This window comes from Facivitalis istanbulensis (assembly GCF_040560405.1).
In the GTDB taxonomy this organism is placed as follows: domain Bacteria; phylum Pseudomonadota; class Alphaproteobacteria; order Sphingomonadales; family Sphingomonadaceae; genus Sphingomonas; species Sphingomonas istanbulensis.
On record NZ_JAVSCQ010000023.1, the window covers coordinates 44,439 to 59,096 of the forward strand.

15 protein-coding genes and 1 riboswitch are annotated in these 14,658 nt (G+C 68.2%); of the genes, 8 read left to right on the forward strand and 7 right to left on the reverse strand.

Annotated features, from left to right (window positions below):
• Positions 1 to 57 precede the first annotated feature (57 nt).
• The gene (locus tag RN629_RS13175) at positions 58 to 288 is read left to right on the forward strand and encodes a hypothetical protein (RefSeq protein ID WP_407035599.1); all 231 of its coding nucleotides are present in this window, start codon (positions 58 to 60) and stop codon (positions 286 to 288) included.
• A gap of 35 nt (positions 289 to 323) precedes the next feature.
• Here the strand turns inward: RN629_RS13175 and RN629_RS13180 are convergent, their stop codons facing one another.
• Positions 324 to 674 carry a response regulator gene (locus RN629_RS13180; protein WP_407035616.1) on the reverse strand — a complete coding sequence of 117 codons (351 nt, stop codon included), beginning with the start codon at positions 672 to 674 and terminating at the stop codon, positions 324 to 326.
• A gap of 78 nt (positions 675 to 752) precedes the next feature.
• On the opposite strand from RN629_RS13180, the gene RN629_RS13185 reads away from it, so the two are divergent.
• The 3 genes from RN629_RS13185 to RN629_RS13195 all read left to right on the forward strand — a co-directional run bounded on the left by RN629_RS13185 (position 753) and on the right by RN629_RS13195 (position 2,146).
• Positions 753 to 995, forward strand: a complete 243-nt coding sequence (locus RN629_RS13185; RefSeq protein WP_407035600.1) for a DUF3572 family protein — start codon at positions 753 to 755, stop codon at positions 993 to 995.
• Positions 992 to 1,618, forward strand: a complete 627-nt coding sequence (locus tag RN629_RS13190) for an HAD family hydrolase (protein WP_407035601.1) — start codon at positions 992 to 994, stop codon at positions 1,616 to 1,618. The genes RN629_RS13185 and RN629_RS13190 overlap by 4 nt, the downstream gene beginning before the upstream one ends.
• A gap of 63 nt (positions 1,619 to 1,681) precedes the next feature.
• Positions 1,682 to 2,146: a RidA family protein gene (locus RN629_RS13195; protein ID WP_407035617.1), complete on the forward strand. Its 465-nt coding sequence runs from the start codon at positions 1,682 to 1,684 to the stop codon at positions 2,144 to 2,146.
• Positions 2,147 to 2,280: 134 nt separating this feature from the next.
• Here the strand turns inward: RN629_RS13195 and ispG are convergent, their stop codons facing one another.
• Positions 2,281 to 3,405 (reverse strand): flavodoxin-dependent (E)-4-hydroxy-3-methylbut-2-enyl-diphosphate synthase, encoded by a 1,125-nt coding sequence (gene ispG / locus RN629_RS13200; RefSeq protein ID WP_407035602.1) that lies wholly within the window; start codon positions 3,403 to 3,405, stop codon positions 2,281 to 2,283.
• A 62-nt stretch (positions 3,406 to 3,467) separates the two neighbouring features.
• Between ispG and RN629_RS13205 the strand changes: the two genes are divergently transcribed.
• Genes RN629_RS13205 through RN629_RS13215 form a run of 3 tightly spaced genes read left to right on the forward strand, consistent with a single transcriptional unit; the run spans position 3,468 to position 6,476 of the window.
• A complete protein-coding gene (locus RN629_RS13205; RefSeq protein WP_407035603.1) occupies positions 3,468 to 4,634 on the forward strand; it encodes an acyltransferase family protein in 1,167 nt (388 codons plus the stop codon).
• A 44-nt stretch (positions 4,635 to 4,678) separates the two neighbouring features.
• Positions 4,679 to 5,605: an isoaspartyl peptidase/L-asparaginase family protein gene (locus tag RN629_RS13210; RefSeq protein ID WP_407035604.1), complete on the forward strand. Its 927-nt coding sequence runs from the start codon at positions 4,679 to 4,681 to the stop codon at positions 5,603 to 5,605.
• 10 nt (positions 5,606 to 5,615) lie between these two features.
• Complete coding sequence (locus RN629_RS13215) at positions 5,616 to 6,476, forward strand: S1/P1 nuclease (RefSeq protein ID WP_407035605.1); 861 nt, start codon at positions 5,616 to 5,618, stop codon at positions 6,474 to 6,476.
• A 30-nt stretch (positions 6,477 to 6,506) separates the two neighbouring features.
• On the opposite strand, the gene RN629_RS13220 is transcribed toward RN629_RS13215, so the two are convergent.
• Genes RN629_RS13220 through RN629_RS13235 form a run of 4 tightly spaced genes read right to left on the reverse strand, consistent with a single transcriptional unit; the run spans position 6,507 to position 11,226 of the window.
• Complete coding sequence (locus RN629_RS13220) at positions 6,507 to 6,869, reverse strand: tRNA-binding protein (protein ID WP_407035606.1); 363 nt, start codon at positions 6,867 to 6,869, stop codon at positions 6,507 to 6,509.
• Entirely contained in the window at positions 6,856 to 7,527 is a 672-nt protein-coding gene (locus RN629_RS13225) for a glutathione S-transferase family protein (protein WP_407035607.1), read from the reverse strand. The genes RN629_RS13220 and RN629_RS13225 overlap by 14 nt, the downstream gene beginning before the upstream one ends.
• A gap of 53 nt (positions 7,528 to 7,580) precedes the next feature.
• Positions 7,581 to 9,014 (reverse strand): hypothetical protein, encoded by a 1,434-nt coding sequence (locus RN629_RS13230; protein ID WP_407035608.1) that lies wholly within the window; start codon positions 9,012 to 9,014, stop codon positions 7,581 to 7,583.
• Positions 9,001 to 11,226: a TonB-dependent receptor gene (locus RN629_RS13235; RefSeq protein WP_407035609.1), complete on the reverse strand. Its 2,226-nt coding sequence runs from the start codon at positions 11,224 to 11,226 to the stop codon at positions 9,001 to 9,003. The genes RN629_RS13230 and RN629_RS13235 overlap by 14 nt, the downstream gene beginning before the upstream one ends.
• 183 nt (positions 11,227 to 11,409) lie before the next feature.
• A riboswitch (cobalamin riboswitch) is annotated at positions 11,410 to 11,629 on the reverse strand.
• Between the two features lie 85 nt (positions 11,630 to 11,714).
• Here RN629_RS13235 and RN629_RS13240 point away from each other — a divergent pair.
• Positions 11,715 to 12,023 (forward strand): hypothetical protein, encoded by a 309-nt coding sequence (locus RN629_RS13240; protein ID WP_407035610.1) that lies wholly within the window; start codon positions 11,715 to 11,717, stop codon positions 12,021 to 12,023.
• A gap of 47 nt (positions 12,024 to 12,070) precedes the next feature.
• Here RN629_RS13240 and katG read toward each other — a convergent pair whose 3' ends face one another.
• On the reverse strand, positions 12,071 to 14,329 hold the full coding sequence (gene katG / locus RN629_RS13245) for a catalase/peroxidase HPI (RefSeq protein WP_407035611.1): 2,259 nt from the start codon (positions 14,327 to 14,329) through the stop codon (positions 12,071 to 12,073).
• Positions 14,330 to 14,658: the final 329 nt, after the last annotated feature.

The following is a 14,658-nucleotide window of genomic DNA, read 5'->3' on the forward strand; positions in this document are numbered from 1 at the left end:
CGAAATCGGAACCCCTCGCCATGGTCGCACGTTTTATCCGCCAGTGGAGACGGTGCGATGGAACCGATTTTCTTTGTGATGGCCATTCTGGGGTGCGGCGACGGCAGCGTGGACTGTACCGAGGCGCGGATCGTGCCGGTCCGGTATGAAACCATGGCCCAATGCCGTGCGGACCTGACCGAGCGACTCGCCGCGAACACCGACGTGCCCTATCCCGTGATCGGCGCGGATTGCCGTCGTTCGGGGATGCTGGTCGCCAAGGCGGGCCACAAGTCGCCGCGCGGTTGAGCGGCGCTCGTATCCACGCCGGTGCCCGCCGCGTCTCAGAGCAGTGCGTTGACCGCTTCCATGAACCGCATCAGGCTGATCGGCTTAGAAACATAGGCATCGGCCCCCGCCGCGCGGATCCGCTCCTCATCCTCGCGCCCGGCATAGGCGGTGACCGCCATCACCGGGATGCGGCGCAGCGTTTCATCGGCTTTCAATTCCAGGATCAGTTCATAGCCGGTGACGTGCGGCATCTGGATATCCATGATGATGAGGTCGGGCTCGACCTCGCGCGCGCGCGCCACCGCCTCCCGCCCGTCGCGCACCGGCTCCGCTTCGAAACCATGCGCGCGCAGAAGATCGCAGAAGAGTTTCAGATTGAGTTCGTTGTCCTCGACAACGACCATCTTTCTTGCCACGCCCGCTCCACCATTCACCAGGGACGACGATAGGCAATGCCCCGACCGGATACAATCGATCCCGCCATGGCGCTGGCGCTCCGGGCGCTGATCTGGACGCTGGACAGCCCGTCGCGCGCCGAACGGCTGCTCGCACTGACCGGGCTGTCCCCGGTCGAACTGCGCGCGGGCGCGGGCGAACCCGCCATGCTGGCGGCGATCCTGACCTTTCTGGAAACGAACGACGCCGATCTGGTCGAATGCGCCGGCATGCTGGGCGAAAAACCCGAAGCTCTGGTCGCCGCGCGTCGGGTGCTGGAGGCCGTATGAAGCCGCTGCTGATCTGTGATTGCGACGAGGTGCTGCTGCACATGGCGCGGCATTTCCAGGCCTGGCTGGACGAGGCGCATGACATCGACTTCGCACTCGACCGGCATGATTTCTTCGGCGCGCTGACGCGGCGGGGCGAGGGTCCGCCGCTGGACGAGGCCGCGGCCTGGGGGCTGCTCAACAGCTTTTTCCCCGCCGAGATGGCGCGTCAGACGCTGGTTCCGCATGCCGCCGAGGCCCTGGCGGCGCTGGCGGAGACCGCCGACATCGTCATCCTCACCAATTTGATGGAGGAATGCCGCCTGCCACGGATCGAGCAGCTCGCGCGCTTCGGCATCGCGCACCGGGTCCAGTGCAACAGCGGCGGCAAGGGCAAGCCGGTGGCGCGGCTGGTGGCGGATCATGGCAACCCCGTCACGGTCTTCGTCGACGACCTGCCGCAACATCACAGTTCGGTCGCCGCGCACGCGCCGCAGGTCCACCGCCTGCACATGGTGTCGGAACCCGACATGGCCCCGCATGTGCCGCCCGCGCCGGACGCCCATGCGCGGATCGACGATTGGCGCCGCGCGCAGGACTGGATCGCGGCGCGTTTTGCCGATGGACGCCCCGCCGCGGCCTGACCCGCATCCCGATCCGGCGCGCCCTCTTGACCCAATGGGCGAGCCCGCGCCATGTCTGCGTCCATGACCACGCATATCGATCGCGCGCTCGAGCAGCTCGGCCTCACCCTGCCGGAGGCTGCCGCCCCCGTCGCCGCCTATGTCCCCGTCGTCGAGGCGGGCGGCCTGCTCCATATCTCGGGCCAGTTGCCCTTCGTCGATGGCCAGCTCGTCACCGGGCGGCTGGGCGACGGCGTGTCGCTGGAGGATGGGCAGAAGGCGGCGCAGGCGTGCGGCCTGATGCTGGTGGCGCAGATCAAGAAATATCTGAACGGCGACCTGTCACGCGTCGGCCAAATCGTGAAGCTGGGCGTGTTCGTCAACTCGGCGGCGGACTTCACCGACCAGCCCAAGGTCGCCAACGGTGCCTCGGAACTGATGGTGGCGCTGTTCGGCGAAGCGGGCCGTCATGCGCGCTCGGCCGTCGGCGTGCCGGTCCTGCCGCTGGGGGCGGCCGTCGAGGTGGACGCGGTCATCGCCCTGACCTGACCCGAACAGGTCCGGTCGCCCGCCAGCGCGGCCCATGGAATGCCGATGTGCCCCCCGCCCCGACTCGGTGCGAGGGATGACCGGAAGACCGATCCCGCCCCCGCCGAAGAATCCGCATCGGCGGCGGACGGCGCTTATTCCGCCGCGATCGCCTTGGCCGTGTCGGCCGCTTCGATCTCCGCCGCCCTGGCTTCGACCAGCTTGACGATATGCTCGACCATGTCGGCATCCTCGACCGTGTGATCGGTCAGGCCCGACAGATAGACCATGTGCTTGCCATTGCCGCCGCCGGTCAGGCCGATATCAGTCTCCCGCGCTTCGCCGGGACCGTTGACGACGCAGCCCAGCACCGACAGCGACATGGGCGTGCGGATATGCTGGAGCCGTTCCTCCAGCACCTGCACGGTGCGGATCACGTCGAAGCCCTGCCGCGCGCAGGACGGGCAGGACACGACGCGCACGCCGCGATTGCGGATGCCCAGCCCCTTCAGGATCTCGAAGCCGACGCGGACCTCTTCCTCCGGCTCGGCCGAGAGCGAGACGCGGATCGTATCGCCGATCCCGAACCACAGCAGCGAGCCGATGCCGATCGAGGACTTGACCGTCCCGCCGATCAGGCCACCCGCCTCGGTGATCCCCAGATGCAGCGGGCAGTCGGTCGCCTCGGCCAGCCCCTGATAGGCCGCCACCGCCAGGAACACGTCGGACGCCTTCACCGCGACCTTATATTCGTGGAAGTCGTGGTCCTGAAGCAGCTTGATATGGTCGAGCGCGCTTTCGACCAGCGCGTCGGGGCACGGCTCGCCATATTTTTCGAGCAGGTCCTTTTCCAGGCTGCCCGCATTCACGCCGATGCGGATCGCACAGCCATTGGCCTTGGCGGCGCGCACCACCTCGGCGACTCGCTCCGACGACCCGATATTGCCCGGATTGATGCGCAGGCACGCCGCGCCCGCATCCGCCGCCTCCAGCGCGCGCTTATAGTGGAAATGGATGTCGGCGACGATCGGAACGCGCGCCGCCCGGGTGATCTTGGCCAGCGCCGCCGTCGAATCGGTGTCGGGACATGAAACGCGGATGATGTCCGCCCCCGCCTCTTCGCAGCGGCGGATCTGGTCGAGCGTGGCCACCGCATCGCTGGTCGGGGTGTTGGTCATGGTCTGCACGGTGACGGGGGCGTCACCACCCACGGGCACATTGCCCACCATGATCTGACGGCTTTGGCGGCGGACGATGTCTCGCCAGGGACGAATGGACATGGGCCCCATATACGCGCAGCGAGTTGCGGTTCAAAGTCAGTGCTGTACCAGACAGCCTGTTCATGACCGCCGCCTCCCCCATCCCCCGCCATTACGGCCTCGACTGGCTGCGCATCTGTGCGTTCGCGATCCTGATTCTGTACCATGTCGGCATGGTCTTCGTGCCCTGGGGCTATCATGTGCAGCTCGCTAGGCTGCCCTGGGTGGTGGTGCCGATGCTGGCCAGCAATCCCTGGCGGCTGATGCTGCTCTTCGTGGTCTCCGGCTACGCCACGCGCGCACTGGCGGTGCGGCATCCCACGATCATCAGCTTCGTGCGCGGACGCAGCCTCCGGCTGCTCGTGCCATTGGCCTTCGGCATCACGGTGCTGGTGCCGCCCCAGATCTGGGCCGAGCTGGCGAGCAAATATGGCTATTTGGGGTCCTACTGGACCTTCTGGACGCAGGACTGGCTCGCCTTTCGGCTGATCGGCGGGGTGGTGCCCAGCCCGGCCTGGAATCATTTGTGGTTCGTCGCCTATCTCTGGACCTACACGATGGCCGTGGCGGCGATGCTGGCCCTGGGCGCGCGCTGGGGCGCGGCGGCGCAGCGGCTGTTCGACCGGGTGCTCGGCGGCTGGGGCGGCCTGATCCTGCCGACGCTGTGGCTGCTGCTGGTCGATATCCGCCTGTTCCCCGGCGGGCAGGAGACGCATGGCCTGATCGATGACAAGCTGGCGCATGCGATCTACCTGCCCGCGCTGCTCTTCGGCTTCGGCATGGCGGGATCGAAGCGGGTGCTGGACCAGTTCCAGCGCTGGTGGATCCCGGCCGGGCTGGTCGCGCTGGGCTGCTATGCGGTGGCGGCGGGACTGGAGCTGCGCTGGCCGGGGCTGGCTGGGGCCCCCGCGCCGATGGGCACCCTGTTCGCGGGTGCCCGCGCGGTGCAGGGATGGATGGCGATCGTCGCGCTGATCGGGCTGGCCGAACGCCATTGGAACCGCGATCATCCATGGCGCAGGACGCTGACCGAAGCGGTCTTCCCCTTCTACCTGATCCACCAGACGATCATCGTGCTGGTCGCCTTCGCGCTGCGGTCCGCCGGATGGCCGCTCTGGTGCGACGCGCTGGTCCTGATCGCGGCGACGGTGACGGGCTGCTGGCTGTTCTATGCGATCGGGCAGCGGATCGCCTGGGCGCGCCCCCTGATCGGATTGCGGCCCAGGGCTGTCGCCCCGCGCGCGATCTGATAGGGACGCGCGCGATTATCCCTTCTGATTTCGGAGCTTTCCCCATGACCGCATCCTGGTCGCTGGTCCTGCATGGCGGCGCGGGCCGGATCACCCGCGACGTCCTGACCCCCGAACAGGATGCGGGCGCGCGCGCCGGGCTGGACGCGGCGCTGACCGCCGGCGAAACGGTGCTGGCGGCGGGCGGTTCGGCGCTCGACGCGGTGGAGGCCGCGGTGCGCGTGCTGGAGGACGACCCGCACTTCAATGCCGGGCGCGGCGCCTGTTTCACGCGCGAGGGACGCAACGAACTCGACGCCGCGATCATGGATGGGCGCGATCGGCGCGCCGGATCGGTGGCGGGGGTTTCGGCCACGCGGCACCCCGTCTCGCTCGCCCGCGCGGTGATGACGGCCAGCCCGCATGTCCTGCTGGCGGGCGCGGGCGCGGATCGCTTCTCGGTCGAACAGGGGCTGGAACAGGCCGACGCCGCCTGGTTCCACACCGACGAGCGCCGCCGCCAGCTCGACGAATTGCTGTCGGGTGATGCCGATGCGTTCGACAGCGACATGAAATATGGCACGGTCGGCGCGGTCGCCCGCGACCAGGCGGGGCATGTCGCCGCCGCCACCTCGACCGGCGGCGTGACGGGCAAGCGCTGGGGCCGGATCGGCGACTCGCCGCTGATCGGCGCGGGCACCTATGCCGACGATCGCGCCTGTGCGGTGTCCTGCACCGGGTCGGGCGAGGTCTTCATCCGCGTCGGCGTGGGGCATGAGATCGCCGCCCGCTGCCGCCTGACCGGCGAGGATATCCAGACCGCCGCCGAGGCCGTCCTCGCCGAGGTGAAGGCGCTGGGCGGCACCGGCGGCACCATCGTCGCCGCGCCCGACGGCCGGATCGGCTGGAGCATGACCACGGCGGGCATGTATCGCGGCCGCGTCACCGCGCAGGGCGAACGCCTGGTGGCGATTTACGCCGACGAAGGATAAAGCCTTTCCCATGAAGTCTTTGCGCCTTGTCCTGGCGATGATCGCGGCGCTGGTCGTCGCCTCTCCCGCCGCCGCTTATTGGGATTATGGCCACCGCACGGTTGCCGCGATCGCCTGGGCCAACATCACCCCGCACACCCGCGCCGGGATCCGGCAATTGCTGCGCGCCCAGGCCCGGCTCGACACGCCGACCTGTCCGGTGCGCACGATCGAGGAGGCCAGCGTCTGGCCCGATTGCATCAAGCCCATCAAGGACGCGACGGGCAAATCGCGCTTCGGCTATGCCTATGTCTGGCATTATCAGAATGTGGACATCTGCCAGCCCTTCCACCTGCCGCCCGCCTGTGACCGGGGCGATTGCGTGTCGGCACAGATTCCGGCGCAACAGGCGCTGCTCCATAACCCGCGCGCAAGCGCCAGGGACCGGCTGATGGCGCTCGCCTTTCTCACCCATTTCGTCGGCGACCTGCACCAGCCGCTGCACGCCGGGGACAAGGGCGACAAGGGCGGCAACGACACGCATGTCGATTACGGCATCTACGCCACGCCGCGCCTGAACCTGCATTCGGTGTGGGACGGGCTGCTCGCCGAGCGCGCCATCTCCACCCCGCCCTCGATGGTGCGCCGCTATCCGGCGGTCGAGCGGCGGCGCGAGGCGGCGGGCGACGTCATGGCCTGGAGCCGCGAGAACTGGGCAATCGCCAAGCGCGCCTATGCCGCCGCCATGGTGGGCGACGCCTGCCGCCCGACGCCCGCGCATATGCATATGGACGAAGCCGCCATCGCGGCGATGGCCCCGGTCGAACGCGAGCAGATCAAGCGCGGCGGCCTGCGCCTCGCCCGCCTGCTCGACGCAGCGTTCCGCCGGTAACGCGCCTCCCCGGCCTGGGGAGGAATGCGGTTAGAACAGGCGCCCGCCATTGGGCACCGCCCGGTCGGGGGCGATCAGCACAACCTCCCCCACGGCGTCGGGCAAGCCCAGCGTCAGCACCTCGGACATCATCGGGCCGATCTGGCGCGGCGGGAAATTGACCACCGCCGCGACCTGTCGCCCGACCAGCGTTTCGGGCGTGTAATGCCGGGTGATCTGCGCCGACGAGCGCTTGATCCCGATCGCATCGCCGAAATCGATGGTCAGCCTGATCGCGGGCTTGCGTGCTTCCGGGAACGGCGCGGCGGCGATGATCGTGCCGACGCGGATATCGACCGCCAGGAAATCGTCGATCCCGATCGGCCCCGGCGCAGGAGTGTCAGAAGTCGACATTGTCGTAATGCGAGGGCGGCGTGACCATCTCCATTCGCTCTGACAGCAGCGGGCGAAAGGAAGGACGGCTCTTCAGCCCGCGATACCAGCGCGCGGTCTGCTCATGTCCCTTCCAGTCGATGCCGCCCAGATAATCGGCGACCGAAATCTGCGCCGCCGCCGCCAGATCGGCCAGACTCATCGTCGCCCCGCCCAGCCAGTTGCGATGATCGAGCAGATAATCGGTATAATCGAGATGCCCGACCGCCGCCTTCATCGCCTCGCGCAGACCCTTGGCATCCGGGCTGCCGGTGCGCGCGACGCGCTTGACCATCCGTTCGTGCAGCAGCGGGCCGGTCACGTCCTGATAGAAATGCGTGTCGAACCACGTCACCAGCCGCCGGATCTCGGCGCGGCCGACGGCGGTGCCGTTGATCATCGCCGATTTCTCGACCGTCTCCTCGAAAAACTCGCAGATCGCCATCGAATCGACCAGCAGGACGCCGCGTTCCTCATCGACCATCACCGGCGTCTGGCCCGCCGGGTTCATGTCGAGAAACTCGTCGCGCCGGTGCCAGGGCGACTCGCGCACCAATTCGTACCCGACGCCCTTTTCACCCAGCAGCAGACGAACCTTGCGCGAAAAGGGACAGAGCGGGAATTGGTAGAGTTGCCACATGGGGCCCATCTAAGCGGTGGACCCCATGCGCGCCAACCCCGGCGGCGATGTTTTCACCCGCCGGTGCGCGCGGAACGACGCAACCGCCGCCAACCGATCACCACCCCGCTGGCCGACATGACCAGCCCGGCCAGCGACCAGACCCACATCCAGGCGTCCCAGGCCGGGCGACGCTGGACAAGCCATGGCCAGTTCCAGGTGTGGAGCAGCGTATAGACCCAGCGATAGGCGCGCCGCACGCGATCCTGCCGCTCGACCAGCGCGCCGCTCATCGGATCGACATAAAGCCAGGTCCGCGCCGCATCGTCGAAGCGCAGCCGCAGGACCGGCAGAGCCCCGGACCAGTAGAAATCCGGCACGGCGAGGCGCTCGACCCCAACCACATCGCCGCCGGGCACCAGCACGGCGGCCGCCCGCGCGATCATCCCCGGATCGGACCGGGCCGGACGCAGCGCCTGCGCGTCCAGCCAGCGCGGGTGAGTGGAAACCCGGTCGATCGCGACCCGCTGCCGCCCCGCATCGCCGGTCCATTCGACACTGCGCGCGTGCGGGGCGAGCGCCGCCAGCCGGTCCAGCCCGCCCGGCACCGCGACCGCCCCGGCATAGGTCTGAGTCGCCGCGGCCGGTGCCTTGGTTCCGGCAAAGAACCGTCCCGGATCGACCGACAGCCAGCCGCTGACGATCCAGGTCGTCAGCATCACCCCGCCCAGCAGCCCGCTGACATGATGCCACAGCATCCAGCCATGATAGGGCGTCATGCGCCCGCCGCGATACCGCCGCCGCCCGGGGCGCATACGCAGGATGCCGATCCACAGTCCGGTCAACGCCACCGCGATACATGGGCCGGAGACCCAGATCACGACCTGCCGCCATGCGGACTGATCGCGGCGCAGGATGGTGGGATAGAGCCAGTGCGGCACCGATCCCAGCCAGTTCCAGAAACGCTGCCCGCGCGTCGTGCGCTGCACCGGCTGCCCGGTCAGGCTGGAGATATAGAGGTCGGTCGCGGCGGCATCGGCCAGGCTCGCCTTCCACAGCGGGCGATGCCGGTCGAAGCCACCCGCGACCGTCCATTGGTCGTCCGCGATCCGCTCGACCGCGCGGACGGGCGCGCCACCGAAGCGGGCGGCGACGCCCCGTGCATGCGCCGAATCGACCGGCGCGGGCGCAAGGCCCGTCTCGGCGGACAGGATACGGGTCGCGCCATCCCGGTCCTCGACCCACCACACCGGCGCGGCCCCGCGCATCGCCAGCGTGATCCGCCGTGCCGTGCCCTCGGGTCGATAGCGTACCCGCGCCCAGTCGATCGGTGCTGCCCCCGCCCAGATCTGGGCCGCGGGCAGCGCGGGATAAGGAACGTAGAGCATCACCAGCCCGGAGGCGAACCACATGGCGAAGAGCAGGCACGCCAGGATGCCCGCCCAGCGATGAGTCAGGAAGACGTAGCGCAGGACGGCGCGGCCCCGGCGCCGGTCAGAACCCCGCACGCAACGCCACGTCGAGCGAACGCGGCCGTCCCAGCAACCATTGCTGGTCGCCATAGGCGGTCACGGCATAGGCCTTGTCGAACACATTATAGAGGCGCAGGTCGAGGGCCAGACGCGGGCTCAACGCATAGGACAGGCTGGCATCCACCGTCGCATAACCGGGAATGCGAAAGGCATCGCCATTGTCCGAGAAGCGCGGGCCGACATAGCGCAGCCCGGCACGCGCCTGCACCGCCGGCGTCGCATCCCAGCGCAGCCAGAGATTGCCCAGCGTCTCGGGCACGTTGGGTGGAGTCCGACCGGTAAAGTCCGTACCGCCCGATCGGAAATCATCGAACCGCGCATCCAGCACCGTGCCGTTGGCGTCGATGCCGAAACCCTGCGGCAGGTCGAGCGCCACCGCCGCCTCGATCCCCTGCGCCGATCGCTGGCCGACCTGCTCGATCGGGCTGGACAGGGTGCGCTGCGCCAGCAGGCCGGTCTTGACGATGCGATACGCGGCCAGCGTCGCGCTGCCATGGCCGTTCAGGAACAGCCATTTGGCCCCCGCCTCGACCTGATGGCCGCGCGCATTGCCGAACGAGACCTGGCCCGTCGCCACGGTGGTCAGCGTCGCGAGCGGATCGACGCCCGTGGCATATTGGCCGTAGAAGGACAGGGTCGCGCTCGGCTGATAGACGGTGCCGACACGCCAGGTCGCGTTGCGGAACGTCTTTTCAAAGGCGAACCGATCGGTCCGCGTGCCGCCGGGATAGCTGATCGCCCAGCGCCGCACCTCATCCTCCTCATAGCGGAAACCGCCGACCACCGACCAGTGCCGGCCCAGCGCCACCCGGTCCTCGGCAAACACGGCCAGCGCGGTGGTGCGGGTGCGATAACGCGGCGCGATTCCCTGCGTATCCAGGAAACGGCCGGGCGCGAAGGCGAAGGGATCGACCGCGTCGACCTGCGCATCCGATCCGAAATCATTCTCATGCGTGAAGCGCACCAGATTGGCGTCGATGCCCAGGACCAGCGCATTGGTGATCCCCGGTGCCAGACCGCTGCGCCACGTCACGCTCGCCTGATCGCCCCATTGCTGCTGGTCGTGGCGAATGCCGTAATTGCTGCTCCGCCGGACCGTGCCGGGCGTCCCCGCCGACCCGTCCGCGCACTGTCCGGTCCGCGCGACCCAGCAATAGCTTTCCAGATTGCGCCAGAAGCGATCGCTGGTCAGGTAATAGGCCAGGTTGGACACGCTGATCGCGCTGCTCGGCGTCCAGTCGATCTGGAGCGAGGCGCGATCGTCGACGAAGCGCATCCGCGCATCCTCGACATTATAGTTCCGGTCGCGCACCCGCAGGTCCAGCCGGCCGTCGATCAAGGGTGTACCGAAAGAGCCGGTCGGCCGCTGGTTGCCATGATCGCCTCGCAGCGTCACCACCAATGTGGGGTCCGGGGTCCAGCGCAGCGTGCCCGACAGGGCGAAGCTGCGCGAACCGCCCCGGTCGACATAGCCGTCCGACCGCCGGTAACTGGCGTCGAACCGATAGGCCAGGCTTTCGCTCGCCGGACCGCCGATGCCCGCCGCCGCGCGGAAACTGTCCTGCGCGCCATAGCCGATCTCGGCCTGCCCTTCGATACGCTCCGTGTCGGGCTTGCGCATCACGACATTGACCGCGCCGCCCAGCGCGCCCTGGCCGTACAGCACCGACGCCGGACCGCTCAGCACGTCGATCCGCTCGATCATCCACGGATCGGTCGGGAAGGTGATCGTTCCCGCCGCCGGGAACAGTCGCACCCCGTCGATCAGTTGCAGCACCGACCCCTGGCCGGAAAAGCCGCGCGCCGCCAGCGCGGTGCCGCCATTGCCCGGATTGGCGACGCTCGACAGGCCCGGGGCGCGGGTCGTCGCCTCGACGATCGACTGGTCGCCACGCGCGCGGATCATCGCTCCGTCGAGCGACGCGATGCTGGCGGGCGTTTCCAGCGGGGTCAGCCCCAGGCGGCTGGCGGTCGCATTGGGCTGGTCCATCGCCTGCTTCTCACGCGCGCCGATCACCAGGATCGTGCCGTCGCCCTGACCGCTCTCCGCGCGCTGCGTCTCGCCCGCGCGATCATCGTGCGGCTGGACCGCCACCGCTGCCGTCCCCGGCACGCCGGCGCCCAGCGCCAGCGCAAGTCCTCCGCACAGCCTCAACGGAACCGCGCTGATAATGTTATGATATATCATTTTAATGCCTATAGCGTCTTGTCGCGAACAAGCCGAGTGCCTTCCGTCCGTCGCCGGACAGCCGGGTGCCATGCGCACGATCGACGCGATTTTCCGCACTCGCCATGGCCCCCCATGCGCCTCCGCCACCTTGGGCGTCGCTCGTCGGAAAAGACCTAGCCTCGACCACCCCCTGGGCCGGGCATGAGCGACCTGACGCCGGCAGGTCTCCTGGCTCACGGGTCGACACGGGCTGAACGCCTTCCCAGCTTGCGCCAGTGGCCGGGACGGCATTCACCGTCCCCCGTTCATCCGCTCACCGCTTACAGTTGCAGGGACAGCCCCGGATTCGGGAAGTCGCCTCCCCTCACCGCGTTCCCATTTCATCTCCTTTATGGGGAGAACCGGCGCGATCATGGCCGGAATATTCCGGCCGCGAACTGACTGAAAGATTTGCGCGGGGCCGTCAAGGCGATGCCGCACCGCGCGGTTTCGCGCTATCAGCGGGCATGGCACGCAAGACCCGCTACCTGACCGCGACCATGGCGGACGGCTATGTGAAGACGATCGGCCCGACCGCCGCGCCCTTCACCCATTATTGGCGGATCGTCGCCGACCTGGGCGATGGACGCACCGAGGTGTTCTGGGGCCATGCCAAGTCGCGCAAGGACGCGGGTAGCAAGGATGCCGCCATGGCCGAGGCGGTGCGCCAGCGCGGTTGGGCGGGCTATGCGTTCGAGGTCGTCGAACTGGTGGAATCGACCGAGCCGCCCCGAACGGAGGCGACCCGGTCGCGAACGACGTCACGGCGACGCTGACATCCCCGTCACGGCCCGGCGGGATGGACCCGCCGGGCCGTCCGGGATCAGAAGCGATCCGCGTTCATCACCTTCGTCCAGGCGGCGACGAAATCGGTCACGAACTTCTGCTTGGCGTCGTCGGAGGCATAGACCTCCGCCACCGCGCGCAGTTCGGAATTGGAACCGAAGATCAGGTCGACCGGCGTCGCGGTCCAGCGGGCCGCCCCCGTCGCGCGATCCTTGCCCTCATACAGGCCCGGCGTCGCCGCCTTGCTCCACACCGTATCCATCGTCAGCAGATTGACGAAGAAATCGTTGCTGAGCGTTCCCGGCCGGGTGGTCAGCACGCCATTCTTCGACCCGCCGCTGTTCGCGCCGAGCACGCGCATCCCGCCGACCAGCACGGTCATCTCGGGCACGGTCAGGTCGAGCGAATCGGCCTTGTCGACCAACGCCACGGGGCCGCTGACCTCCGCCTTGGGTCCGTAATAGTTACGGAAGCCATCGGCGACCGGCTCCAGACGCGCGAAGGACGCGACATCCGTCTGCGCCTGCACCGCGTCGACGCGACCGGGCCGGAACGGGATGTGCACGGCCATGCCGCCGCGCTGCGCCGCCTGCTCGACCGCCGCATTGCCGCCCAGCACGATCAGGTCGGCCATCGACACCTGCCGCCCGCTCTTCGCGAAGTCCTGGCGGACCGCGTCCAGCTTGGCGAGCACCATCTTCAGCTCGGCCGGATCGTTGACCGCCCAGCCCTGCTGCGGATCGAGCCGCACCCGCGCGCCATTCGCCCCACCGCGCATATCGGTGCTGCGGAAGGTCGAGGCCGACGCCCAGGCGGCACGGATCAGCGCCGGACCCGACAGGCCCGAGCCCAGGACCATCGTCTTCAACCGGGCCTGATCCTCCTCGCCGATCGGCGCGAAGCTCGCGGCGGGCAGCGGATCCTGCCACTTATAGGTCTCGCTCGGCACCTCATTGCCCAGATAGCGGGCGCGCGGGCCGAGATCGCGATGGGTCAGCTTGAACCAGGCGCGGGCGAAGGCCTTGCTGAACAGCTCGGGATTCTTCTGCCAGCTGACCAGGATCTTGTGGAAGCCGGGATCGTCCTTCAGCGCGATGTCGGTGGTGAACATGATCGGCGCGTGACGCAGGCCCGGCACATGCGCGTCGGGCACCAGATTCGCGGCGGCACCGCCCGGCGGAACCCACTGGGTCGCGCCCGCCGGGCTCTTGACCTTCACCCAGTCATAATTGAGCAGATTGTCGATATACTGGGTGGTGAACTTGGTCGGCTCCGCCGACCAGGCGCCTTCCAGGCCCGAGGTGATCGTGTCCTCGGCATTGCCCTTGCCGCACTTGTTGGCCCAGCCCAGGCCCTGCTGCTCGATCGCGCCGACCGTCGGCGCGGCCCCCAGACACTTGTCCGCGGGATGCGCGCCATGCGCCTTGCCGAAAGTATGCCCGCCCGCGATCAGCGCCAGCGTCTCCTCGTCGTCCATCGCCATGTTGCCAAAGGCGCGACGGATATCGGCGGCAGCGCCGATCGGATCGTGATTGCCGCCCGGTCCTTCCGGGTTGACATAGATGAGGCCCATGGTGGTAGCGGCCAGCGGCCCCTTGAGCGTCCCGTCCGGATTGGTGCGCTCGCTGCCCATCATCTTGAGCTCAGGGCCCCAGAAGACGACATCCGGCTGCCATGCGTCGACACGACCGCCGGCGAAGCCGACCGTCTTGAAGCCCATATCCTCCAGCGCGACATTGCCGCTGAGGACCATCAGGTCGCCCCAGCTCAGCTTGCGGCCATATTTCTGCTTGATCGGCCACACGAGTCGCCGCGCCTTGTCCAGGCTGACATTGTCGGGCCAGCTATTCAGCGGATCGAACCGCTGCTCGCCACCGTCCGAACCGCCCCGGCCGTCGCCCGCGCGATAGGTCCCCGCGCTGTGCCAGGCCATGCGGATGAAGAAGGGTCCGTAATTGCCATAATCGGCCGGCCACCAGGGCTGCGACGTGTGCAGCACGCGGCGAATGTCAGCCTTGACCGCGGCGAGGTCCAGACTGTTGAATTCCTTCACATAATCATAGTCCGCGCCATAAGGATTGGCGCGCGTGTCCTCATGCTGGCGGAGCGCGGTCAGGTCAAGGCGGCTGGGCCACCAGTCGCGATTGGTCATCCCGCCGGGCCGCCCCATCGCCGCTGCGGGAGAATCCTGCGCGGCAGCCTTGGCCGCCGGAGCAGGTTTCGGATGATCCGTTTGCGATGATGGCGACACGAGCGCCGCCATCATCGCAAACAGGGAAACAGGTGCAATCGACATAAACCCCCTTTGGACTGCCGTTGATCTCGGCGTCTGCATAGAGGGTCGAGGCTGGCCGGTGAAAACGGTTAGAGTGGTTACTGTGATCGGTTCTGTGATCGCTGATGGGAGAGGCACGGCCGCACCCGACAGGCGGAGGCGGCGCCGATTGCTCCGTTATCGCACGAAGAATTCCACCGGAACGACCGGTTCGATCATATCGCCCGGCACCGCGTCGGGCGGTTTGGGAAGCGTTGCCGCGCGATGGGAAGGGTTAGCGTCCGCGGTCGTGGTGTAAATTCCCGGTGTAGATGATGGTGTATGCCGGGGTGGGGCCGAGGCCCCACCCC

Bases quoted from the DNA above. Each gene is read 5' to 3' on its own strand.
- RN629_RS13180 (WP_407035616.1), bottom strand. From the start codon at position 674: ATGGTCGTTGTCGAGGACAACGAACTCAATCTGAAACTCTTCTGCGAT.
- RN629_RS13190 (WP_407035601.1), top strand. From the start codon at position 992: ATGAAGCCGCTGCTGATCTGTGATTGCGACGAGGTGCTGCTGCACATG.
- RN629_RS13240 (WP_407035610.1), top strand. From the start codon at position 11,715: ATGGCACGCAAGACCCGCTACCTGACCGCGACCATGGCGGACGGCTAT.
- RN629_RS13175 (WP_407035599.1), top strand. From the start codon at position 58: ATGGAACCGATTTTCTTTGTGATGGCCATTCTGGGGTGCGGCGACGGC.
- RN629_RS13235 (WP_407035609.1), bottom strand. From the start codon at position 11,226: ATGATATATCATAACATTATCAGCGCGGTTCCGTTGAGGCTGTGCGGA.
- RN629_RS13185 (WP_407035600.1), top strand. From the start codon at position 753: ATGGCGCTGGCGCTCCGGGCGCTGATCTGGACGCTGGACAGCCCGTCG.
- RN629_RS13225 (WP_407035607.1), bottom strand. From the start codon at position 7,527: ATGTGGCAACTCTACCAATTCCCGCTCTGTCCCTTTTCGCGCAAGGTT.
- katG (WP_407035611.1), bottom strand. From the start codon at position 14,329: ATGTCGATTGCACCTGTTTCCCTGTTTGCGATGATGGCGGCGCTCGTG.
- RN629_RS13220 (WP_407035606.1), bottom strand. From the start codon at position 6,869: ATGTCGACTTCTGACACTCCTGCGCCGGGGCCGATCGGGATCGACGAT.
- RN629_RS13195 (WP_407035617.1), top strand. From the start codon at position 1,682: ATGACCACGCATATCGATCGCGCGCTCGAGCAGCTCGGCCTCACCCTG.
- RN629_RS13210 (WP_407035604.1), top strand. From the start codon at position 4,679: ATGACCGCATCCTGGTCGCTGGTCCTGCATGGCGGCGCGGGCCGGATC.
- RN629_RS13205 (WP_407035603.1), top strand. From the start codon at position 3,468: ATGACCGCCGCCTCCCCCATCCCCCGCCATTACGGCCTCGACTGGCTG.
- RN629_RS13215 (WP_407035605.1), top strand. From the start codon at position 5,616: ATGAAGTCTTTGCGCCTTGTCCTGGCGATGATCGCGGCGCTGGTCGTC.
- ispG (WP_407035602.1), bottom strand. From the start codon at position 3,405: ATGTCCATTCGTCCCTGGCGAGACATCGTCCGCCGCCAAAGCCGTCAG.